Source organism: Acinetobacter sp. YH12226 (genome assembly GCF_013417805.1).
In the GTDB taxonomy this organism is placed as follows: Bacteria; Pseudomonadota; Gammaproteobacteria; order Pseudomonadales; family Moraxellaceae; genus Acinetobacter.
In genome coordinates this window covers 286667-309584 of the sequence record NZ_VPDG01000001.1, presented here as the reverse complement: position 1 = coordinate 309584, position 22918 = coordinate 286667, and the positions used below count along the sequence as shown (strand labels likewise).

Annotated in this window: 15 protein-coding genes, 8 tRNA genes and 1 pseudogene; 16 read left to right on the top strand and 8 right to left on the bottom strand. The window is 45.3% G+C overall.

Features of this window, described 5'->3' with window-relative positions; genetic code table 11:
* Positions 1–144: 144 nt before the first annotated feature.
* Together FTV08_RS01535 and FTV08_RS01530 are read left to right on the top strand one after the other, a co-directional pair.
* Positions 145–4596, top strand: a complete 4452-nt coding sequence (locus tag FTV08_RS01535) for an Hpt domain-containing protein (RefSeq protein WP_180086352.1) — start codon at positions 145–147, stop codon at positions 4594–4596.
* Positions 4597–4599: 3 nt separating this feature from the next.
* Positions 4600–5058 (top strand): hypothetical protein, encoded by a 459-nt coding sequence (locus tag FTV08_RS01530; protein ID WP_044111490.1) that lies wholly within the window; start codon positions 4600–4602, stop codon positions 5056–5058.
* Between the two features lie 65 nt (positions 5059–5123).
* Here the strand turns inward: FTV08_RS01530 and dapE are convergent, their stop codons facing one another.
* The 3 genes from dapE to FTV08_RS01515 all read right to left on the bottom strand — a co-directional run bounded on the left by dapE (position 5124) and on the right by FTV08_RS01515 (position 7522).
* Positions 5124–6260: a succinyl-diaminopimelate desuccinylase gene (gene dapE / locus FTV08_RS01525; protein WP_180086350.1), complete on the bottom strand. Its 1137-nt coding sequence runs from the start codon at positions 6258–6260 to the stop codon at positions 5124–5126.
* Between the two features lie 121 nt (positions 6261–6381).
* On the bottom strand, positions 6382–6534 hold the full coding sequence (locus FTV08_RS01520) for an entericidin A/B family lipoprotein (RefSeq protein ID WP_004280704.1): 153 nt from the start codon (positions 6532–6534) through the stop codon (positions 6382–6384).
* 112 nt (positions 6535–6646) lie between these two features.
* Positions 6647–7522: a DUF1853 family protein gene (locus FTV08_RS01515; protein WP_121979779.1), complete on the bottom strand. Its 876-nt coding sequence runs from the start codon at positions 7520–7522 to the stop codon at positions 6647–6649.
* A gap of 87 nt (positions 7523–7609) precedes the next feature.
* Here FTV08_RS01515 and FTV08_RS01510 point away from each other — a divergent pair.
* The 11 genes and pseudogenes from FTV08_RS01510 to FTV08_RS01460 all read left to right on the top strand — a co-directional run.
* Positions 7610–7963, top strand: a pseudogene (locus tag FTV08_RS01510) (YbaN family protein); the annotation flags it as partial.
* 125 nt (positions 7964–8088) lie between these two features.
* Complete coding sequence (gene elsL, locus FTV08_RS01505) at positions 8089–8622, top strand: cell wall-recycling L,D-carboxypeptidase ElsL (protein ID WP_004731981.1); 534 nt, start codon at positions 8089–8091, stop codon at positions 8620–8622.
* Between the two features lie 493 nt (positions 8623–9115).
* Positions 9116–9191 (top strand) — tRNA-Val (locus FTV08_RS01500).
* A gap of 28 nt (positions 9192–9219) precedes the next feature.
* Positions 9220–9296 (top strand) — tRNA-Asp (locus tag FTV08_RS01495).
* A gap of 48 nt (positions 9297–9344) precedes the next feature.
* A tRNA-Asp gene (locus FTV08_RS01490) sits at positions 9345–9421 on the top strand.
* A gap of 21 nt (positions 9422–9442) precedes the next feature.
* Positions 9443–9518: transfer RNA gene (locus FTV08_RS01485), tRNA-Val, on the top strand.
* Positions 9519–9532: 14 nt separating this feature from the next.
* Positions 9533–9609: transfer RNA gene (locus FTV08_RS01480), tRNA-Asp, on the top strand.
* A gap of 69 nt (positions 9610–9678) precedes the next feature.
* Positions 9679–9754: transfer RNA gene (locus FTV08_RS01475), tRNA-Val, on the top strand.
* A 12-nt stretch (positions 9755–9766) separates the two neighbouring features.
* Positions 9767–9843, top strand: a tRNA-Asp gene (locus FTV08_RS01470).
* A 105-nt stretch (positions 9844–9948) separates the two neighbouring features.
* Positions 9949–10024: transfer RNA gene (locus FTV08_RS01465), tRNA-Val, on the top strand.
* Between the two features lie 72 nt (positions 10025–10096).
* The gene (locus FTV08_RS01460; RefSeq protein ID WP_005104048.1) at positions 10097–10558 is read left to right on the top strand and encodes a DUF2750 domain-containing protein; all 462 of its coding nucleotides are present in this window, start codon (positions 10097–10099) and stop codon (positions 10556–10558) included.
* Between the two features lie 25 nt (positions 10559–10583).
* Here FTV08_RS01460 and FTV08_RS01455 read toward each other — a convergent pair whose 3' ends face one another.
* The 4 genes from FTV08_RS01455 to yccS all read right to left on the bottom strand — a co-directional run bounded on the left by FTV08_RS01455 (position 10584) and on the right by yccS (position 17097).
* Complete coding sequence (locus tag FTV08_RS01455) at positions 10584–11378, bottom strand: YdcF family protein (protein ID WP_180086348.1); 795 nt, start codon at positions 11376–11378, stop codon at positions 10584–10586.
* 98 nt (positions 11379–11476) lie between these two features.
* Positions 11477–14107 carry a sulfite reductase flavoprotein subunit alpha gene (locus FTV08_RS01450; RefSeq protein ID WP_180086346.1) on the bottom strand — a complete coding sequence of 877 codons (2631 nt, stop codon included), beginning with the start codon at positions 14105–14107 and terminating at the stop codon, positions 11477–11479.
* A 169-nt stretch (positions 14108–14276) separates the two neighbouring features.
* Positions 14277–14837: a YcxB family protein gene (locus FTV08_RS01445; RefSeq protein WP_004280696.1), complete on the bottom strand. Its 561-nt coding sequence runs from the start codon at positions 14835–14837 to the stop codon at positions 14277–14279.
* Between the two features lie 85 nt (positions 14838–14922).
* Complete coding sequence (yccS, locus tag FTV08_RS01440; protein WP_044111500.1) at positions 14923–17097, bottom strand: YccS family putative transporter; 2175 nt, start codon at positions 17095–17097, stop codon at positions 14923–14925.
* Positions 17098–17235: 138 nt separating this feature from the next.
* Between yccS and FTV08_RS01435 the strand changes: the two genes are divergently transcribed.
* On the top strand, positions 17236–18453 hold the full coding sequence (locus tag FTV08_RS01435) for a multidrug effflux MFS transporter (RefSeq protein ID WP_044111501.1): 1218 nt from the start codon (positions 17236–17238) through the stop codon (positions 18451–18453).
* 77 nt (positions 18454–18530) lie between these two features.
* On the opposite strand, the gene FTV08_RS01430 is transcribed toward FTV08_RS01435, so the two are convergent.
* A complete protein-coding gene (locus FTV08_RS01430; RefSeq protein WP_044111503.1) occupies positions 18531–19238 on the bottom strand; it encodes a nitroreductase in 708 nt (235 codons plus the stop codon).
* A 903-nt stretch (positions 19239–20141) separates the two neighbouring features.
* Between FTV08_RS01430 and gltS the strand changes: the two genes are divergently transcribed.
* Entirely contained in the window at positions 20142–21380 is a 1239-nt protein-coding gene (gltS, locus tag FTV08_RS01425; RefSeq protein ID WP_004731964.1) for a sodium/glutamate symporter, read from the top strand.
* Between the two features lie 45 nt (positions 21381–21425).
* Positions 21426–22901 (top strand): sodium:alanine symporter family protein, encoded by a 1476-nt coding sequence (locus FTV08_RS01420; protein WP_005252633.1) that lies wholly within the window; start codon positions 21426–21428, stop codon positions 22899–22901.
* Positions 22902–22918 lie beyond the last annotated feature (17 nt).

Here is a 22918-nt window from a genome sequence, read left to right as displayed (position 1 = left end):
GTCTTGACCGCGGTTGAGACACATTCAGAAAATACAGATAAAGCCTCGACAAGATGTACTTAACTTCATACGTTAGGTATCGCGTGACGGTCACAATTAAGTTTGAGCGCCCTTCTTGGCGGCATAACGTAAGAAGCATGAGCTATGAAAGAAATATTAAAAAATTTAGTTGAAACGACAACGCTTCCTGAAGATAGTTATCTTGACCAAGATGCAGAAATTCTTGAAATTTTTGTTGAGGAAATCGAAGAGATCTTCGTTGAGTTAAATGCTTTATTTCCAGAATGGTTGAGCAATCCAGATCATCAAGAAAATCTGAAGACCATTCGCCGCCATTTTCACACCCTGAAAGGTTCAGGCCGCATGGTCGGGGCAAAATCGGCAGGGGAAATGGCCTGGGCGGTTGAAGATACCTTAAACCGGGTTTTGTCCGGTTCGATTCAGCTAACACCGACGGTACAGAAATTTGCCCAAGCGGTACTGAATGTCTATCAATATGCTTTATATCCAAAATTCAAACATGTACAGCAATTGGATCTCGATCTGCGTCCAATGGTGCTGTTGGGACAACAATTACAACAACAAATTTCGCCTGAACCTGCATTGGAAGAATTACTGGCATTGGCAGATCATTTGACCGCTGAAGGTCAGATGACAGGTCTTGAGCTTGCAGACAATGAGCCAAGTGAAGTTGAGCTAACAATAGCGCCAGTAGAAGTACCGGTTCGCAGTGATATCGAAGAAACTGTGGCGATCTTTATTGAAGAAGCAGAAGAGCATCTGGATACGATTGCTACCTTCCTTCGCACTGAAGATGAAAAATCACAAGATTATAATGCGCTGATTCGTGCGATTCATACTTTGCGCGGCAGTTCATCCATGGCGCAGATTGACCAGATTTTTGAGGCCAGCTCTAAAGTGGAGCATCTGTTCAAAACCTTGCTACAAGATGAAATTGTCTCAACCTCAAAAGAAACCGCTTTACTGATTCAGTATGCTGAGTTTGTCAGTGACTATCTGCATTTGCTACGTCAGGGCAATACTGCAAAACTGGATGCGGTATATGCCACCTTTGAGCGTGTCTGGAATGATTATGGCTTTGCAGTTACTGAAACCAATAGCATTCAGACGCAAGGTTTGGTGTCTAAACTGGTTGAGCTGGATATTGATCTGTTATTGGATGCCGAGTTTGAATTTGATAAACGCGCCCAAGTCGATTATCCGGAATATATTCAGGCACTCAGCCAGCAGGCTGCAGAATTGCTGGCACATACAGAAAGCCGGGCAGCGCAAGGCATTCATGAATTCACTGCCGACCTGAAATTGGCTTATGATGCGCTACTTGAAAAGCCAGTGCTGCTAAACAGCGATTATGCTTATGAACTGTTCGCACAGGCGCATCAGGAATTTATTCATTTATTTGATACCTTGGCCGCAGGACAGCGCGTCATTCTGAATGATGAGATTCAAAAAATACTCAGTGAACTGTCTGCATTTGTGCAGCAGGATCTCGAGATATTTGCTGAAGATACTAGTAATCAGAATATTGAGCTAAGCTCAGAGGCCACACAAGTGGCTGAAACTGTCGCGACAGGCAGTGTCGATTTTGCTGGTTTGAGTCAACGCATCGCTGCAGATCGTCAGCAGCAGCAAAGTACTGAAACCAACCGTGATTTTGATGAAGAATTATTAAGTATCTTCCTGGAAGAAGCGGATGAATTGCTCGCAGGCATTGATGAAGATTTGAATACCTGGAGCAAAAAACAGGATGATACGACTTCACTGAACAATCTGATGCGTCATTTGCATACCTTAAAAGGTGGTGCAAACATGATTGCAGCTTCGCATATCGGTTTGATTGCGCATGAACTGGAAAGTATTTATGAGCGGGTGATCCGTCAGCAAATTGCCGTGACACCTGCTTTAATCCAAATTATTCGCCTAGTACAGGACAACATTTCCGATCGTATTCAATCGATTCGGGAAGACGGTATTGATTATCCTGCACCAGAAGCGATTGCGATTCTGCAAAATATTCAGGCGCTGGTGTCTGGACAAGCTGTTGCTGCTGCGGAGAGCGCGAACGCTGGAGTTGAAGTTGCAGAGGTCGAAGCGACATCAATTCCTGAACCGCAACTTGAAGAGTCAGCAACGACTGAACAGCCTGCAACTGATCTGGCAGAAGCTGAAGAATTACTGGAAATCTTGGAATCTCCTGAGGCTACTGAAGACACACCAGTAGAACGTTCTGAAGAAGACCAACTGAAATCCATTGTTGAAGAATCTTTCCTGGAAGAATCCGAAGAGATTCTGGCCAATGCCGAGAAGCTCCTCAATCAATGGTTTGATCAGCGTAGTGACCGTAGTTTATTGCTGCAATTACAGCGTGCTGCCCACAGTATCAAGGGCGGCGCACGTATGATTGATGTTGAAGAAGTGGCCAGTATTGCCTATGAGCTAGAAACGACTTTTGAACAGTTTGCGGTCTATCAATTTAACTCGAATGCCTATGATGGCTTATTGCAGAAAACGCTGGTCTGGTTAAGACAGGCGATTTTCCAGCGCGACTATAGCGGTTTTGAGCAGCTGCACAGCAGTCTGAAAAAGATTGCTTATGTGGATGTTACTGCGCAATTGCCTGAGCGTCTGGCGAAAACAGATAATCTGGTGGTCAGTACCGACTTCGGCTTTGTTGAAGGTGATGGTACTGAACCACCACAGATGATGGGTGAGTGGGCAAATAGCGGCACCAGCGATAGCAATAACGAGATGATCCGTATCTCTGCTGATCTGGTCGAGAAGATGATTGACCTGTCCGGTGAGAACTCGATTAACCGTTCGCGTATCGAGATGGACCTGGGTCAGCTGGGCAATACCCTGAACGAGATGGAATTGGCGATCAAGCGTCTTGCAGATCAGTTACGTCGAATGGAAGGCGAGCTGGAATCACAGATTATTGCCAAACATGGTTCAGAGAACTCGCGCTATGCCGACTTTGACCCGCTGGAAATGGACCAATATTCCTCTCTAAACCAGCTGTCCAAATCGCTTGCAGAATCTGCATCGGATTTGGTCGACTTCAAGAGTACGCTTGCCGACAAGATTCGCGAAACCGAAGGACTGTTATTGCAACAATCCCGTATTCAGGCGGAAATTCAGGAAAGCCTGATGCGTACCCGTCTGGTCCCATTTGACCGGATGTTACCGCGTTTACAGCGTATTGTGCGTCAAACCTCGACCACCTTGAACCGTCCTGCAGAACTGATCGTACAGAATACCGAAGGTGAATTGGATCGTAACATTCTTGAGCGTCTGGTCACCCCATTTGAGCACATGTTGCGTAACGCGATTGACCATGGTCTGGAAGATACTGCAGATCGTATCGCACTGAACAAGCCGGAAGTCGGTTCTATTGTCTTGAACATCAGCCGTCAGGGAACCGATGTAATCGTGTCCTTTAGTGATGATGGTAAGGGGATCGATGCGGAGAAGATTCGTGAAAAAGCGCTGAGTCTGGATCTAATCAAAGCGGATCAAGTCATTGATCAGGAAGAAATCCTGCAATTTATCTTCCATCCTGGTTTCAGTACCGCGAAAGCAGTGACCCAGATTTCTGGTCGTGGTGTCGGTCTGGATGTGGTACAAAGCGAGATCAAATCACTGGGCGGCCATGTGTCAGTGAGCTCGGAACTGGGCAAGGGTACGGTCTTTACGATTCGCGTACCGACGACCGTAGCGGTCAGCGATGCCTTGATGGTGAAAGTGGGCGATCAGCAATATGCGATTTCTCTGGCGCAGATTGACCGAATTGTGCGTATTGCACCGACCACATTGGAAAGCTATTTCAACAGTAAAGATGACTATTTCAAGATCGATGGCGCAAACTATAAGCTGCGTTATCTGTCTGAGTTTGTTGGCAACCAGCCGATTCCACGTCTGAATAATGTTGGTCATTCATTGCCGGTGCTGTTGATTAAAGGTAATAGTGGTCAAACCATTGCCTTGCTGGTCGATCAGTTGGTCGGTTCACGAGCGCAGATTGTAGTAAAACCGATTGGACAGCAGTTTGCCAACGTCGGGGTAGTGGCCGGTGCCACGATTCTGGGTGATGGTCAGGTCTGTCTGATTCTCGATGGACAGAATGTTGCCCGCCAGATTCAGGCGACACAGCGTGTCAAACAGCTGAATGATCAGCGTGATGGTTCGCGTAATTCAAATGCACGTCGTCTGGTGATGATTGTCGATGACTCGGTGACTGTACGTAAAGTGACGTCGCGTCTGCTTGAACGTCAAGGCTATGATATTGTCACTGCCAAAGATGGCGTAGATGCGATCGAGCAGCTTGAAAACGTCAGACCGGATCTGATGTTGCTGGATATCGAAATGCCGCGCATGGACGGTTTCGAAGTGACCAATCTGGTTCGTCACCATGATATTCACCGTGACTTGCCGATTATTATGATTACCTCACGTACCGGTGAGAAGCATCGTGAACGTGCATTCAGCTTGGGCGTAACGCACTATATGGGTAAACCGTTCCAGGAAGCGGAACTGTTGGCCAATATCCAGCAACTGATTGCTGAAAAACAGAGGTAATATATGAGTCAGACCAATTCAAGCAATAAAATGGCTGATCAGATTAGCCAGCAGGAACTTCAGCATCTGATTACGGTATCGACCGGATTTATTGATGCCTATATTATTGACTGTCATGGCAAAGATCCGATGTTATTGCCACAAAACATTGTCCTGTCAGCACTGGATAGCAATACTCAGGTCAAAACTGTAGAATGGCATGAGGCACAGTTACCGGTCTATGCAGTGAATGATCCGTCACGTCAAAATGGGGTGGCACTGGTGATTGAGGGGGATGAAATTACTCAGCGCTTTGCCCTGATGTGTAATGAAATGCCGAAAACCATCCGGATTCGTATTTCCGAAGTGGTCGATGTCGATCAGCCGGTGAATGATCCTGCCATCTTTCAATATGTGCGCATGAACGAACAGCTGTTCCATATTCCGAATATGACCAATATTCAGGCTACAATCGGGCTGTAATCCAGGCTATAAAATATAAAAAAGGAACTCCATGGAGTTCCTTTTTTATTGCGTTATGAATTTATTTAATTCCCAAGTAAGTTGACCAAGATCTGCTCATAAATTTCAGCCAGTGGCTCTAGGTCTGCAATATCGACATGTTCATTGATCTGATGAATCGTGGCATTTAATACGCCAAGTTCCAGAACTTGTGCACCTGTAGGCGCAATAAAGCGGCCATCTGAGGTGCCACCCGAAGTCGAGAGTTCGGTTTCAGTCCCTGTCACATTCAGAATGGCGGTTTTAGCTGCATTTACTAGTTCACCAACTGGCGTCAGGAAAGGCAGGCCAGATAAAGTCCAAGAAATGTCATAATCCACACCATGACGATCCAGAATTTCTAAAGTACGTGCTTTAAGTTCTTCAGCGGTCACTTCAGTTGAATAACGCCAGTTGCACAATAGGTTCATGGTGCCGGGAACTACGTTAGTTGCGCCTGTACCCGAATTGATATTGGAAATCTGGAAGGTCGTCGCCGGGAAATATTCGTTGCCATGATCCCAGACTGTGTCGCACAGTTCAGCAATGGCTTTAGAAGCGGTATGAATCGGATTCACGGCCAGATGCGGATAGGCCACATGACCCTGTTTGCCTTTGACTGTAAGGTTGGCATTTAATGAACCACGACGGCCATTTTTGACAATATCGCCCAGTTTGTTAGTGCTTGAAGGCTCACCGACCAGACACCAGGTGATTTTCTCATTACGTGCTTCCAGTGTTTCAATCACTTTCACCGTGCCATTAATCGATGGGCCTTCTTCATCTGAAGTAATCAAATAGGCAATCGAACCTTTATGATTCGGATATTTTTCAATAAAACGTTCTGTGGCGACTACCATGGCTGCCAACGCGGTCTTCATGTCGGCACTGCCACGACCATAAAGTTTGCCTTCACGGATTTCTGGTAAAAATGGATCTGAGTTCCAGGCATCCAGATTCCCTGTCGGAACGACATCAGTATGGCCAGCAAAACAGAAGACCGGACCTTCTGTGCCTTTGCGTGCCCAGATATTATCTACATCTTCAAAGCGCATGGATTCAATGTTGAAACCAATCTTCTTTAAACGTTCAGCCATGATGTTCTGGCAGTCATGATCAATCGGTGTGACAGAAGGCTGACGTAATAGTTGCAGGCTTAAATCGAGGGTAGCGGAAGAGCTCATACGGTATTCAACAGTCGATAATTTTTTCGGTTCTATAATAGGCGAATATAGGCTTGAATGTGAACGACTGATATAAAAAAACCCTATCTGAGATAGGGTTCTGTGAGCGTTTAAGAAAAAACTAGTTTTGACGGATTTCGTCAGAGGTTTTTTCAGCAGTATTGGTTACCGCATCGCCAGCCTTAGACACATCTTTGCCCATGCCTTTTACGGTGTTACAGCCAGTCAATACAAAAGCCATCATTAATGAAGCAGCAAGAATTTTTTTCATCATCATCTCCGTATAATCAATAATAAAATTATTATGATGTGGGACTTAGAGTAGAAAATATACGCTCTAAAAAATATGTGGTTTTCATAGTGCTTCGGTTAATAAATGTAATGCTTTATAGGGGCTTATGCGATGGATGCTGGATCAGCACCGGATTGCGATACATATAAAAGTCATTGCTATCGACCTTTTTATAGAGGCCATCCGTCCACCAGATCGCAGCTGAACTGCTCGGCCGGGCTTGCGGATAAATCCATTCATGTCGTTGCAGACGATAGAAACCGTGCTGTGCAGCAGGAATATGCTGTCCCCATAAGCCCAGACGACGCTCGGTATTGATCCATGAGGGAATTGGTTGATCAGCATGATGTGTAGGCAAATACAGCTGTCCCTTGAGGACGCAAAACCGTCTTTGAATGGGATGCTGCAAAGCCTCATCAAACTGGAATTGTTTTTGTGTGAAATGTTTCATTTTTCTGATTAAAGTATCGGTGCGGTTCAGGCCATACCAATGCGGCAGACTAAAATCGGCTTCGGCCAGATAATACTTCAATGCCACTTCCCAATGTTCAATCTGTCCTGTATCGGTATTTAATAGCAGAAAATCCAGCTCGCCCAAGGTCTTTGCACCCTCAATTTTCTGCAGACTATGACCAAGCAGCCGATAGGGATGGTAAGCATCATCGAGCAACCAGAACCAGACCAGCATTTCAAAACGCAGCCCCAAACGTGTGCTTTTCAGTTGCTGCACAAATTCAATTAATTCTTCTGGGTGCTGATCAAGAAACTCTAAACGTGGATGGTAACGGCTCAGATAGTGCTGCCAGGTCTGGCTGTCATGCAGTTCAAAGTGATGTATAAGCTCAAGTTCATCCGGAATGCCGGACAGGATATTCGGACTGCCGACAGCGAATGCCAGTTGACGCACCAGAGGATGTTGATAACGTTGCCATGCCTCTACAAGATTTTGGTTTAAACTGGAAAAGGGCATAGTACAACCTGTGAAAAGTGCAGAAATACAACGGACAGTATCGGAAAACGCTTTATACTACCTGAATTCTGCGGTTAGGGTTGATGTATGAAAGTGTTGTTTTGGCGAAGTCTGGTGGTGCTGTTTGTGATCCTGGGCTTTATCGGTGCAATCCTGCCGGGTATGCCAACAACGGTCTTTTTGATTCTGGCCGCCTGGGCCTCATCCAAAGGCTGGCCACAAATGGATGACTGGTTATTGAATCATCCCAAATATGGTCCGACCTTAAGAGATTGGCGTGCCCACGGTACTGTACCGCGTAAGGCCAAATGGCTGGCCAGTATCATGATGCTGATCAGCGGGATCATCATGCTGTTTACTACTGCACCCTTGGCCGTAAAAGCCTTTACCAATATTACGATGCTGATCGTCGCGATCTGGTTATGGCGACGCCCTGAACCGAATCAGATCCTTATTCAGCAAAATACAGTTGACCCAGAAAAGACAGATCTACCAACAGCGCCATCTGAAGATAATCAGTTAAACCCTATAAAGCCAAATAAAATAGAGTCTGAGAATAACAAGTCATGAATACCTTGCATCTGGATCAAGCCGATATCCTGATTGATCTTGCCCAACAAAAACTGTATCTGCCCCGTCTAAACAAGCAATATCTGATTTCCAGTGGCAAAAATGGCATTGGTGAAACTGAAAATAGTGGCAAGACTCCTCGTGGCTGGCACAAGATTGCTGAAAAGTTTGGTCAGAATGCTCCCTTAAATAGTGTATTTGTCGCACGTCAGGCGACGGGTGAAATTTATAATCCCCAATTGGCGGCAGAATTCCCGCAGCGGGACTGGATCCTGACGCGCATTTTATGGCTGAGTGGCCTTGAAGCGGGTTTTAATCAAGGCGAGGGCTGCGATACCTATCAGCGTTATATCTATATTCATGGCACCCCAGAAACCGAAAAGATGGGAGAGCCGCTGTCGCACGGCTGTATCCGTATGCGTAATCCGGAGGTCGCTGAATTATTTGACCTGATCAGTGAAGATGCACTGGTCTATATTTCAGAACAGGCATTAGATCTGGGCAGGCTGAATGTTTCGAAAAGCGAATAAAAGTTAGATTTTAAGATTATGTGAAAATGGTTTTGTTTTTATGGACTGAATCTGCTTGGTGGAGACAGCAGAAAAGATTGATTAATCTGATCCAGATGGTATTTTTATCGCATGGAATGGGTTAAATGATTATTTGAAGCTTAGATTTACTGGCATTTTCTGAATAAAAATAAATGACAGTTGAAAGATTACATGAACACAACGTCGAGTATTTTAAAGCTTTGTATAATCCTTAATCAGAATTGCAATATGTCGTGTGGTTAGACTGAAACTTCGCAGGGTAAAACACAAAATTTCGCTTCAATTTTCATTTTGAAAATTAAAAAATTTCGGTAGAGACTTAAAAAATAAACAAAAAGTGTTGTTTTTTTTAACAAACAACCTATTTTTTAATCACTCACACCTAAAAAGTGGAAAACATTCCGAAAAGCGTTTGACAGGCTGTGCAGATTCTCTATAATGCACCCATCAAACGATGATAGACGTTTAGAAAGGGCGCTTAGCTCAGTTGGTAGAGCGTCTGCCTTACAAGCAGAATGTCGGCGGTTCGATCCCGTCAGCGCCCACCAAGCTCTTTCATGTTGAGACCTTATAGTTGCAGCGGTAGTTCAGTTGGTTAGAATACCGGCCTGTCACGCCGGGGGTCGCGGGTTCGAGCCCCGTCCGCTGCGCCACTTTAAGATCTTGATTTTCGTTTGCCACAATAGCGACATTGTGTAAATGCAGCGGTAGTTCAGTTGGTTAGAATATCGGCCTGTCACGCCGAGGGTCGCGGGTTCGAGTCCCGTCCGCTGCGCCATTTATACGATAGACCTTTTGAGGGCGCTTAGCTCAGTTGGTAGAGCGTCTGCCTTACAAGCAGAATGTCGGCGGTTCGATCCCGTCAGCGCCCACCAGATTCTTTTGCGATGCAGCGGTAGTTCAGTTGGTTAGAATACCGGCCTGTCACGCCGGGGGTCGCGGGTTCGAGCCCCGTCCGCTGCGCCATTTCAAAAGAAATTAAATTGAGGTCCCTGAGCCTGAATTTAATAAACTAAAGATTGACACTCTTTATCAGGGCGCTTAGCTCAGTTGGTAGAGCGTCTGCCTTACAAGCAGAATGTCGGCGGTTCGATCCCGTCAGCGCCCACCAGATTCTTACGATGCAGCGGTAGTTCAGTTGGTTAGAATACCGGCCTGTCACGCCGGGGGTCGCGGGTTCGAGCCCCGTCCGCTGCGCCATCCTAAGATGAGAAGCTTGGATTCCTGAGATCTGAGTTTTCAAGATACCAAGACTACATTCCTTGTCGGTCTTGCGTCATTTAAAACAACACTGTTGTTTTCTCAGGGCGCTTAGCTCAGTTGGTAGAGCGTCTGCCTTACAAGCAGAATGTCGGCGGTTCGATCCCGTCAGCGCCCACCATATCTTCTTGCTTCAACTCTATTTATTCCTTAGAATCTGATTGTATTATAATAATATTAAGATTTCACGACCATGAGAAATCCCTATCAGCGCAAAGCCGCGACCAAATCCCAAAAAACTGCTTTCGATCCTCAACAGCTTTATAAGCAATATATTGAAGCCATTGTTGCCAATGCTGGCATTTTTGCACTCTACCAAGATGGCTGGGCCTTATGTGCCACGCCTACCGGACAACGCGCATTTGCCTGCTGGCAAAGTAAAGGTCTGGCTCGACTGCTGATTAAAGACAATTGGGCAAATTACGAGATTCAGGAAATTGGTCTTAAGGATTTTGTAGAGAAAGTCATTCCCTTTTTACGTCAGGAAAGTACCATTGTTTCGCTTGATCTGACCCCGGAAGGACAGAATATTCTGGTGGCACCGGAAAAATTATTACTCGATATTAAAAATTATCTGTATCAGATCTATGTACAAAAACCGGAACTGTTTAAAAATCCGGATATGCCTTTGCCTAGGCAGATCCGTTTAAATTAAATTTATTGTTTTTAAAACAGCTTGTTTATTGGAACAATGAATATTCATTCAGTAGCCAGCCACTTATCAAAGCAAAATATTCGCGTAACCAGGAATTATAGCGAACATTCTGGGGTGTGCTGGCACTCAGGCTGATGACTTGTTGATAACCCTGATGTCTGGCAATGGCACGGGCACGAGGGCTATGAAAATCGCTAGTGACAATCGCAATGGGCTCATTTCGATCAATATGTTGCTGTTTTAGGATTGCCTGAGAATATTGCAGGTTCTGTTGGGTACTTCTGCTTTGATCTTCTAAGCTAATGGGGTTTTTGAGCTGCGGATAGTTCGTGTAGATATAACTTTGCATGACTTCAGCTTCGCTCTGTCTCTCCCGGAAATTTCGTCCACCGGTCATAATGATTAAAGTATTTGGATATCGTTCTGCATATTTTGCTGCGGTATCCAGACGATTTTTTAAGATGGGTGAGGGCTGACCCTGATTAATGCCACTGCCTAATACTAAAATCGCTGTAGCAGGTCGTGCCGGAATATTCGGGTTGATTGACATCTGGATATAAACAAAGAAAGCCGCGACACTGATTATCCAGAATAAAAATCCGCCCCAGAGACTGTTCCAGAACAAGGTTCTGAATCGGGAATTCTGTTTCCAGCGCTGAATAGATGAAAAAAATAAGGCGTACAGGATGAGTGCCACCCCAATGAAGATCGACAGGGCAATAGCAAAATGCCTCTGACCTTGGCTCAGTAACCAGACGCTATTGATACATAGGATCAAGCCAGAGATCAGGCTAAGACTTCGTTTAAGTTGATTGAGCATCCAGGGTTCCTTTTTTCTTATTCATATTCTTATTATTGCTTTTGCATCTTCAATAAAAACCGGGCCATTGAGCCCGGTTTTTAGCATATCAGGTTATCTTAATATACATCACGGCGATAACGTCCATCCAGACGTAATTGATCTAACATCGTTTCACCGAGAATCTCAATCAGGGCCTGATCCACATCGCTGGCCATGCCATTGATGCTACCACAGACATAAATCACTGCACCTTGAGCAATCCAAGCTTTTAGTTCTTCAGCCTGTTCACGCAGTTTATGGTGTACATAAACTTTTTCCTGCTGGTCGCGCGAGAATGCAAGATCGAGACGTTTCAGGGTTCCCATTTGCAGCCAGGCCTGAATGGTTTCTTCAAAGAAGAAGTCGTGTTCACGCTGACGTTCACCGAAGATCAGCCAGTTCTGGCTATAGTCCTGACGGTTACGCGCACTGAGCAGACTTAATAGTCCGGCAATGCCGGTACCATTACCAATACAGATAATCGGGCGGTTGTCATCAATCAGGTGGAAAGATTCATTGCTGCGAATACGCAGTGCAATGGGCGCATTGAGAGCCGCATGCTGGGTCAGCCAGCCTGAACCCAATCCCAGATTACCACTAGCATCGGTTTGCTGACGTACCACCAGACGTAAAACCTGCTGGCTTGGAATACTGGCAATGGAGTATTCACGTGTTGCCAAAACCGGTAATTGCGTGAGGAGCTGATCCAGAGAATCAAAAGGTTCAGCCTGAGTCAGATTACGATCCCAGAGTGCCTGTTCAATATTCTGTTGCATAGAAGGTACTTGTGTACCCGCTGCTATCTGGTGCTTTTGCATAAATGCATAAATACGTTCTGGGCTATTTCCTGGCTGAATCTCGGCAATATCACCTGCTTGCCAGACGGCTTCATGCTCAGGGGTCAGTTCGATATTGAAGGCAGGCGCACCCAGACTACCCGGATTGAGGACTTCACGTTTACTCAAACTCCAGTGATCAAAGGTCTTATCGATACTCATCGCTTGTAGCTCAAGTCGAGTGACTTGTGCCAGTGCAGTATTCCATTGCTGGATATGCTCGTTATTGGCATTGTCGACTTCAATTGTATTGAATAGCTGCTGGGCACCATTCTGTTTTAACCACTGATCAATACGGTGACCAAAACTGCAATAGCTGTCTGGATATTCCTGAGAACCTAAGGCCAATACAGCATAACTTAAATGACTGAGATCAGCTTGAGCAGACAGGATTTTTTTCTCAAAAGAAGAAGCCAGATCCGGTGCTTCGCCCGTGCCATAGGTACTGGCAACAAATAATACCTGTTCAGTTTGCTGTAAATCGGCAAGCGTCAGCTGTTGTACCGGCTTGACGGTTACCGGTTGACGCGCTTCCTGCAGGGCAGTTGCTGTACGCCAAGCCAGCTGCTCAGAAACCCCTGTTTGTGACGCATACGCGATGAGCCACGGTTTGGAATTTTCATCTAGGTTTACTAAAGTCGCACCCTGACGTGCTGCCAGCGTTAAGCGTTTCTGTTTGCGACGTTTCAGATAGAGCATCCAGCCGGTCACAAAGAACAACGGCATCAACAAGGCTGCGACCATGGCAAAGAACTGGTAGATCGGGCCGAAGAAGCTGCCACGATGCACCGGTAACATGCTGCTCATGATCTTTTCATTGAGCTTTTTATCTTCATACAGCTCAACTTTGGTAAATTCAGCTGTCTGGTAATTATAAGTGGCACTGTTTCGTGCACGTTCATGCTGAACGATTGGATCGACAAAGCTCAGTTGCATTTCACCATCCGGTTTTTTCGGAAGGTTAAACGTTACAGTAGAATACTTATCTGAAAATTCAGTGTTAAAGCCAATCCAGCTATGGTCCAATGCACGGACAGTGGCTTCAGGGCTGAGACCTTCGCGGCCTTCACCACGAGCACCGCGTTCGCCACCTTGGCGGCCTTCGCCTCGTGCTTCACCTTCGGCACGTAGACCTCGTTCACCGCTTGGACGTCCTTCACCACGGTTATTGCCGGCATTGGCCTGCATTTCCGGTTGCGGACGCTCTACACCCAGCACCTTAAACATGCCGTTACGCCACCAGTCATAAGACCAGTACAGACCGGTACAGGCCAGAATCAGGTAGAAAATCACCACCCAGGTTCCCACAACAGCGTGCAGATCCCAGATAAAATTACGGCCTTTCAGTTGAGGTTTTACAAAGAACCATTGCTTGATCGAATGACGTTTCGGCCAGCGCAGGTACAGACCTGACAAGACAAAAAAGATCAGCATCAGGGTACAGGCACCGGTAATCTGCTTACCCACCGCACCAACCGTCAAATTACGATGCAGTTGCTGAACAAACTGGAAAAATTCCCGACCCTTAATCTCTGGCAAGACTTCCGCAGTATACGGGTTGATCATGATGTTCTGACCACGCCGTGCGCCTTCTTTGGCAACATTCACAGTACTCGAAGCACTCGGATCTTGTGCCACGGTAATACTGTTGATCTTCATGTCAGGCGCAGTACGGTTAAAGTGCTGATACAGCTCGGCAGGCGTGAGTTTGTCACGTTGCTGAACCTGAACCGTATAACTGTCGCTATTCATCCATTTTAATATTTGTTGTTCATAGGAATAGATTGCGCCAGTGACCCCCATTATCGAGAGGATTAAACCTGCTGTAATCCCCAGAAACCAGTGGATTTGGAAAAATGTCTTTTTAAACATGGTCGTCAGATTAAGGGTGAGATCTATAAAAGTGGCAAAATTATAACTGAAGTTTGAGCCCGAATTATAGGTGTTGAGGATAATATTTATTCTCATTATCATTTATTATTTTGAGATTAAAAAAACCTCCATGCCGGGGCAGGAGGTTTTTCACTGAAGAAAGAACAGTTTAGATTTGTTTTGCTGCGCCGACTTCTGCTTCCAGATGCTTGCGAATCGTAGCGAAAGAGAAGTTTTTGCTGTCCAGACGTTTCGGCAGGATATAGGCGCCTTGCTGGCCTTTTACTTTGAAATTGACCAACATGAATTCTGGTGTGTTGTACCATTCATAGATGTCTTTCCAGCTAATCGCGCCAACACCTTCCTGCATGCCCATTTTCTGGCGCATCACGATACCATGCGGTTGCACGCCCAGGCGAACACCTTTGATTTCCTGTACCGGAAATTCATTCATCTTGCGTTTAACATACCATTCCAGACCAAAGGTACGGATCAGGTAATACAACACCACACAGACAATGGCCACCCAGCAGAACACGGTAGAATAGTTCTTCAGGAGCAGAATGCCCAGAATAGAAAGTGCAACAACAGCACCCATGATCAGCCATGCTTTCATGCCAATTTTATTGGTACTACGCCAGATCACCAGCTGAGCATGACGCTGCTCGGCTTCTGAAATTTCATAGTTCACAGGCTGTAGGGTATAAGCGTATAAATTTTTCGCGGTCATAATGAAATTAGCAGATTTTAAACTGTAAAAAGTTTAGCACTAATTGTACCAATTCAGTGAGTATATTGTTCCAAAATCAGCCAAATTATAATGAACCTAATTCAGTTGCCTGTTCATCACGCTCATGGCTCAAACTTTGTTTCAGTTGGCTCAACTGCTTTAAAATACTGAACATTAAAGACAGCTGCTGCAAAATGATCAGGGATTTTTGATCTTGCTCCTGATCTTGAGCCAGGCGCTGTCGAATATGGGGAATCATATTTTGCGCACTTAAATCGGGCATTTCATCTCGTAACAATGCACCACGAATGTTCTCGAGTGCTTTGTCCAGTAAATTCAGAATGTCCTGATCTTCAATTTTTTCCCGGTGTGCGCCCAGTGCGGCAATATAACTGATAAAAGTATGGTTCAGACAAAGAAACTCAAAGGCTAGTGATTTTTGTACCGGATCAATATCCGGTTCAGTGGCCAGTGTCGAAATCAGTGAAGCCACCTCGGCATCGGTATTGTGGGCAGCACGACGCACAATCCGATATTTCAGGCCATTATTACGTCCCGATTTATACTGCTCGATCACTTCACTCAAATAATCTGCTTCTGCCTGCAAGCTGCGTTTGATACTGCGCGGCAAACGCCGGAACTTCCAGTCCGGGAAAATAAAGCTGACGCCGAACCAGGCAATCGCACAGCCAATCAAGGTGTCGATCATACGCGGGATGGCCGCGGCATAGCCCATACCATCCAGATTGAAGTTGATCAGCGCTAAAATCGTGATAAAGGCGGTGGCCTGTGCATACTGTTTACTGCGCAATTCAAAGAACAAAATCCCACTCAGTACCAGAAGCAATAATTGTCCTTCGATGGAAGGCACAAAATATAAAATGGCATAACCGAGAATAATACCGACCAAAGTGCCCACGATACGCAGACGTAAGCGCCGTTTGGTGGCGTTAAAGTTCGGCTGGCTGACAAAGAGTGCAGTCAATAAAATCCAGTAACCATATTCAATATTGCTGACCTGTACAAAAATATAGCTGATCAGCAGCACAATCGACAGGCGAATGGCATGCCGGAACAGCACCGATTCTGGGGTCAGATGCTGCTTAATCCGAATCTTGATGTCATCCCAGCCTTTCAGGTCATCATCTCTAAGCTGGTTCTCGATATGTTTGAAACGCTCGGACTTGATATTCTGCTCGGTTTCCAGGTTGCGTAACTGGGCATCAATCGATTTCAGGTTTTGAAACAGCGCAAACAGGGCACTGATCCAGACCTGATCATACTGCTGCTCCTGACGTAACTTATCCAGAGACTGTCTCAGGTTATCAAAGGCATGCTTGAAGCGCTGGTTATGTACATAAGGTTTGCGCATCAGCAAACTTTCACTCAGGTCCTTACAGGCTTTGCCCTGAATTGACATGATGCGCTGGAAGCGGAACAGGATATCGCTATGCTGGAAAATCTTGGCCAGTTTCTGATAATCAATATGCGCTGAATCGGCACGTTCATGAATATCCTGCGCGACAAAATAATATTGCAGGCTGCGACGGGTGTCTTTTTGCCCCCGGTCACCTTTCAGGCGAGTCAAAAGGGCAGTTTTCATCTCATTAAAAATCGCAATCAGTTTCCCATTTTCAAGCGAGAGTTCAATCATGCTTTGCTGATAGCTTTTCGGGGTCATGTCCACATCAAACAGATTGGACTTGGCATATAAAAAGTCACCGAGAGCAGAATAGGAAATGGCAAGCTTGTCTTGCGCTAGTCGGGCAGGGAAAATCAGGAAACTGATGGTCGACAGCAGACCGTACCACATCGCGCCGATGACCAATAAACCAGCCTGTTTATACCATTCATCAAACAGCTCCACCCCGAGCATGGAATAAACGGAAATCACCAGACAGCCGTAGGAAATCGTGGCATAGCGTCGCCCTAGTGAACCCAGCAAAATCAGGGCAATACAGGACACAATTAAGGCCAAGGCAAACAGCAAGGGATAAGGAAAAAGCAGATATACGCCTACTGCCGTAATAAAGAAGCCAATGTAGGTGTAGAGCAGATTTAAAATCCGCACCGAAAAGCGGTCATCAATATCGCTTAAACCGGCTGCGACCACCCCTAAAGTCAATGGGATCGTCATCAATTGTTGTCCCATAAAATAGGGAACAAAGGCGGTACCTGCAAATGCCGTCATCATGCGCAGGTTATACATCAAGGTCGTGTTATAGGTGGTTTGCTTGAGACGAGTGAGCCAAGATTTCAAAGGTCGTCCTTTATACTGCAGTCTTAGAGCTGAATCTGAATAGGCTAATGAAAATAGTATATTTATAAATCTTCATTTCAGGCTAAATCATACTATGCACTGTGTTAATTTGTCTGCATATTAGCGCTTTAAATCTTCATGCTTATGACATCGAATAAAATAGTACAACAACCTTATGCCATGTCCTGGATTGTTTTGCTGGCGACCTTAAGTGCACTCGGGCCTTTATCCATTGATATGTATCTTTCGGCCTTACCGGCTATGGCAGCAGATTTTGGTGTCAGTACCCAAATGGTTTCCAATAGCTTGCCGGCTTATTTCTTCGGTCTGGCGATCGGGCAACTGATTTATGGTCCGATCAGTGACCGGATTGGACGTAAACCGCCACTGTATTTTGGGCTGTGTTTATACATTGTGGCAAGTTTGCTGTGTGTCTTTGCGCAGGATGAATGGAGCCTGATCGCTGCACGAATTCTGCAAGCTCTCGGTGGCTGTGTCGGGGTGGTCATGGCACGCGCTGCAATTCGCGATCGTCTGGATATGCATTCAGCAGCTCAGGCCTTTGCCAGCATGATGATTGTGACTGCGATTGCGCCAATCATCGCCCCGAGTCTGGGGGCCTGGGTGTTGATTTTTTATGAATGGAACATGATCTTTTTGGTGCTGATGGGCTGTGGTCTGTTGAGTCTGGCCTGTGTACATTTTCTATTTAAAGAAACCCTGGAGCCAGAACGCCGTCTCAAGCTGAACTTTCAACAGGTTATAAGTTTGTACCGGTGCATTTTTCAAGATCCCAGCTTTCGACGCCCGCTCTATGCCGGCTGTTTTTCCGGTGCGGTGATGTTCTGTTATATCAGTGCTTCTTCGACTATTCTGATGGATCGTTATCAACTGACCGAGCAGCAGTTTGCTTATGCCTTTGGTGCCAATGCTTTCGGCATCATGCTGTTTTCGACCTTGAATAAACGTCTGGCTGGACGATTCTCGATATTGCAGCGCCTGAAAATCGGCACCTGCCTGCAGTTTGCCGGTGTATTAGGGTTAATCTTGCTGGGCTGTCTGGACGTCGATTCTGTGCTCTGGGTGTTGTTAGGCATGTTTATTGTGGTGGCATCTATCGGGTTTACTGGTCCGAATGCCATGGCTTTGGCAATGGCTGAACAGGGCGAGCGGGCAGGAACTGCCAGTGCGATTATGGGCAGTATGCAATTTGTCTGTGGTTTATTGGGCGGTGTATTACTGAATTTTCTGATCTGGCATGCTTTGTTGAATATGGCCTTGATCATGCTGGTTTTTGTCGGTATTTCCGCTTGGGCGATTTTTAAAATAAAGATGCCAATCTTGCAAAATGCATAGATGCTGGGCGTTCTCTAATATATTAAAAATGCTGGATCGAACAGAGGGCTAAGCAAGTTGGCTTAGCCCTGCTTGCATCACTCATCGATAAACACGGCAAATTCCTCTACGGGAACGCGCGGGGTGATAAAGCTGTTAATAATCTGCTCTGGATCGGCATAACCCAGTGCCATACCGCAGACCAGCTCTTCATCACCAGGTGCGCCGACCAGATCAAGCACGATCGGGTGAAAGTGATTCCAGGCTGCCTGCGGGCAAGTGTCCAGGCCACGGGCTTTTGCGGCTAGCATGACATTCTGGATCATCATGGAAACATCCATCTTGGATCCAATGGTCAAAGAACGATGTACAGTAAAAAATAGGCCGACAGGTGCATCAAATAATTCAAAATTACGCAGCTGCTGACGCGCCATTTTTTCCTTTTCGCCTTTTTGAATATTCAGCAAGCCATATAAACCCCAGCCATTTTCACGACGACGTTCAATAAATGGCGAGATCCATTGTTCAGGATAATAGGCAAAAGTTTCCTGATACTGCTGTGACAATGCAGGATTTGCATAGATTTGCATTTGTGCCTGACAGACACGTTGCACGAGTTCATCACGCTTTTTACCTGTTACCACATACACCTTCCAGGGTTGGGTATTGGTTCCTGAGGGCGCGCGGCTGGCAACCGTCAAAATCTCTTTTAAGGTGTCTGTACTAACGGGGGTATTTAAAAAAGCACGCACTGAATGGCGAGAGGTGATCGTGTGATCTACAGCATGAACAAGATTTTGATCCATTATGAGGTCCAGTCAAATATCCTTATTGAGTTTGCAATGACTATAAACTAAACAAACAGAACGGGGGATAGGAAAATTTCATTCTCCGCCAGCTGAAAAAAACAATTTGTCAGCAAAATGACTTGAGTAATAAAATTTCGCATGCTTTTAGCTGGGCTTAAATCGCCTCAGTGATAGCAATGGATTTACCCATAATGTTGGTCTTTGATTTAAAAAATGGCTTAAAACCCAAGTGCTTGAACCATTCAACAATAACAATTTCAAACAGAGAACTGGTTTATTTTGACTGAAAATCAAGATAATTTAATTTCAAGATCCCTGTTTCATTCCGTGTCGAGTAAAAGATTAATATTTTTTTTGAATTAAAATATAGATTAATCTTCATATAAAAATGAGAATTTATAATTATTTTTTATAGGTAAATTAACTATTGCTAATAAAAAGAAATAAAACTTGATACAAAGAAACAGCATAATGTACGACTTTTCATCTTAATTCATGCATTTTGTGATTAAGATCTGTTTTAAATAACGCGATTCCAGATGGCTTGAATGAAGTCTTTAGGTTGAAAGCACTCATCAAGCACTGAATGTTTTTTTGAGCTTAAAACACAGTTTTTTTTACCAGCATGCGCGTCTGTTAGAAAAATGTCTGCAATTTTCAAACAGACTGAGTGTCGGAATAGAAAAGGTGTTGCTTTTATAAATCTCTCATTTGTTGAATATGATCGTGATGATGATATTCATAAGTTTAAAAGAGATGATAAATCGGTTTGTTTTTCTAATGGTGATAGATCAAATCAGGATATTTCCAGATAAAGATCTAATGAGCGAGCTAGAGATCTAGCGCACTCCCTCACTTTTAGAACAATAAAAAATTCAAAATCATCTTGGGCAAAAAATTATGGATTTTACTTTTAACGCATTTTATACCTTGATTGCCGCAGTCATTGTTTTGTTACTCGGCCGATTCCTGGTTAATAAAATCGATTTTTTAAGACGTTACAATATTCCTGAGCCGGTTGCGGGCGGTTTGGTTGCGGCGATTATCTCATTGCTGGTGCATTCATTGTGGGGATATAGCATCACCACCAGTGCAGAATTACAAACCAGCTTTATGCTGATTTTCTTTGCTTCGATTGGTCTGAGTGCCAACTTTTCCAAGTTGCGTGAAGGTGGGATCGGTCTGGTTATTTTCCTGTTTGCTGTTTCGGCTTTCATTATTTTGCAAAATGCGGTCGGCATGAGTCTGGCAACATTATTGGGTATTGACCCGTTGATTGGCCTGATTGCAGGCTCAGTTACCTTAACCGGTGGTCATGGTACTGCGGGTGCATGGGGGGAAATTTTTGAAGTTGAACATGGTATTCAAGGTGCTTTGGCACTAGGTATGGCCAGTGCGACTTTTGGATTGATTATCGGCGGTATTATTGGCGGACCTTTAGCCAAGTTGCTGATCAACCGTTATAACCTGGCGACTGCGCGTACCGATCAGCAAATTGAAACGCGTGACAATACGCCAATGGACAGCACCACCAGCGAATATGTACCGTTTGAATATCCGCATCAGGTGCGTTTAATTACCGCTGATAATGCAATCACGACCTTGGGTCTATTTGCAGGCTGTTTGGCTTTTGCAGAGTTTATGACGGGTTTCAGTAAAGGTACTGCATTTGAACTGCCAACATTTGTCTGGGCATTGGCGGGTGGTGTCATCCTGCGTAATGTACTGGAAGGTGTTTTCAAAGTTCAGATTTTCGATCGCGCGATTGATGTGTTCGGTAATGCTTCATTGTCGCTGTACTTGGCGATGGCATTGTTATCATTGAAATTATGGCAATTGGCTGACCTTGCAGGACCACTGATGGTAATTCTGGGTGCACAGACCATCACCATGGCTTTGTATGCCGGTTTTGTAACTTTCCGCATCATGGGTAAAAACTACGATGCTGCGGTACTTGCAGCAGGGCATTGTGGTTTCGGTATGGGCGCAACGCCAACAGCGGTTGCCAATATGCAGGCGATTACCAATATGTATGGTGCGTCGCATAAGGCCTTCCTGATTGTTCCATTATGTGGTGCGTTCTTCGTTGACTTAATCAATGCTACTGTTATTCAGATGATTTTGAAGTTTTTTGCATAATTTTTATGCCTGATACGATGAGTCATAGGCTCATAAGGATGTGACATGAATGATCAGTTAAATGAAACCTTACTCGGCTGGATTAATGCCCTGAATGGCCCTTTATGGGATTTTCTGGTGGTGTTTCTGGTCGCAGTCGGTATTTTCTACACGATCATGACCGGTGCAGTACAAATTCGTTTGTTCTGGCACAGCATGAAAGTCATGAAAAATAGCCGTGGCAAGGTTCAGGATACGCACGGCATTACCCCGTTTCAGGCCTTTGTCACTGGACTGGCAAGCCGGGTCGGGGTGGGCAATGTCGCGGGTGTCGCCATTGCGATTGCGATTGGTGGCCCCGGTGCCGTTTTCTGGATGTGGTTTACTGCCTTTTTGGGCATGAGTTCTGCTTTTGTTGAATCCTCTTTGGCCCAGTTGTTTAAGGTGCGAGATAACAAAAACCAGCAATTCCGTGGTGGACCAGCTTATTACATTACCCAAGGCCTGAAACAAAAATGGCTCGGGATTGTCTTTGCGATTGCATTGATCACGACTTATGGTTTTGTCTTCAATGCAGTTCAGGCCAATGCCATTACCGGAGCAACCTCTCATGCCTGGGGCTGGGATCAGGCGAACCTGATTCTGCCATTAGGCGGCCTGAATCTGGAAATTTCCTGGGTCGGATTGTTTCTGGTATTGATGACTGCGGTGATCATTTTTGGCGGGATTAAACGGATTGCGAAAGTTGCGGAAAGCTTTGTGCCGTTTATGGCTGTGCTTTATCTGGCTGTGGCTTTGTATATTGCGGTCATCAATTACGATCTGCTCCCATCCATCTTCCAGCTCATTTTCAGTAAAGCCTTTGAATTTGAAGCCGCCGCTGGTGGATTCTTTGGCGCCATGGTATCTATGGCAATGATGATGGGCATCAAGCGTGGTCTGTTCTCTAACGAGGCAGGGATGGGTTCGGCACCGAATGCTGCTGCAGCTTCCGATGTCAAACATCCGGTCAACCAGGGTCTGGTACAGATGCTCGGAGTATTTGTAGATACCTTTGTGGTGTGTTCATGTACCGCGATTATTATTCTGGTTTCGGGTCTGTATGAAAATGCAGGCTTTGAAGGCGTGACCTTGACCCAGATGGCGCTTGAAAGCCAGATTGGTGCTTGGGGTGATGACTTCCTGGCTTTGATTCTGTTCCTGTTTGCCTATTCTTCGATTATTGGTAACTATGCCTATGCCGAAGGAAACGTCCAGTTCATCAATAACAATAGCCGGGTGATGTTGATTTTCCGCTTATTTGTATTGGTCATGGTGTATTTCGGTTCTATCGCCAGTGTGCCATTGATCTGGAATATGGCAGATCTGTTCATGGGTGTCATGGCAAGCATCAACCTGATCGCAATCCTGTTGCTGATGCCATTCTTGCTGATGCTACTTCGCGACTATACTGGTCAGTTGAAGCGTGGTGTGAAAGAGCCTGAATTTAAACTGGATAACCATCCTAAATTTAAAGACAAGGTCAAATCAGATATCTGGTAAGACTTGAAGCAAAAAGC

Excerpts from the sequence above, each read along its gene's own strand:
- FTV08_RS01535 (WP_180086352.1), top strand. The coding sequence starts at position 145 with ATGAAAGAAATATTAAAAAATTTAGTTGAAACGACAACGCTTCCTGAA.
- FTV08_RS01530 (WP_044111490.1), top strand. The coding sequence starts at position 4,600 with ATGAGTCAGACCAATTCAAGCAATAAAATGGCTGATCAGATTAGCCAG.
- dapE (WP_180086350.1), bottom strand. The coding sequence starts at position 6,260 with ATGAGCTCTTCCGCTACCCTCGATTTAAGCCTGCAACTATTACGTCAG.
- FTV08_RS01520 (WP_004280704.1), bottom strand. The coding sequence starts at position 6,534 with ATGATGAAAAAAATTCTTGCTGCTTCATTAATGATGGCTTTTGTATTG.
- FTV08_RS01515 (WP_121979779.1), bottom strand. The coding sequence starts at position 7,522 with ATGCCCTTTTCCAGTTTAAACCAAAATCTTGTAGAGGCATGGCAACGT.
- elsL (WP_004731981.1), top strand. The coding sequence starts at position 8,089 with ATGAATACCTTGCATCTGGATCAAGCCGATATCCTGATTGATCTTGCC.
- FTV08_RS01460 (WP_005104048.1), top strand. The coding sequence starts at position 10,097 with ATGAGAAATCCCTATCAGCGCAAAGCCGCGACCAAATCCCAAAAAACT.
- FTV08_RS01455 (WP_180086348.1), bottom strand. The coding sequence starts at position 11,378 with ATGCTCAATCAACTTAAACGAAGTCTTAGCCTGATCTCTGGCTTGATC.
- FTV08_RS01450 (WP_180086346.1), bottom strand. The coding sequence starts at position 14,107 with ATGTTTAAAAAGACATTTTTCCAAATCCACTGGTTTCTGGGGATTACA.
- FTV08_RS01445 (WP_004280696.1), bottom strand. The coding sequence starts at position 14,837 with ATGACCGCGAAAAATTTATACGCTTATACCCTACAGCCTGTGAACTAT.
- FTV08_RS01435 (WP_044111501.1), top strand. The coding sequence starts at position 17,236 with ATGCTTATGACATCGAATAAAATAGTACAACAACCTTATGCCATGTCC.
- FTV08_RS01430 (WP_044111503.1), bottom strand. The coding sequence starts at position 19,238 with ATGGATCAAAATCTTGTTCATGCTGTAGATCACACGATCACCTCTCGC.
- gltS (WP_004731964.1), top strand. The coding sequence starts at position 20,142 with ATGGATTTTACTTTTAACGCATTTTATACCTTGATTGCCGCAGTCATT.
- FTV08_RS01420 (WP_005252633.1), top strand. The coding sequence starts at position 21,426 with ATGAATGATCAGTTAAATGAAACCTTACTCGGCTGGATTAATGCCCTG.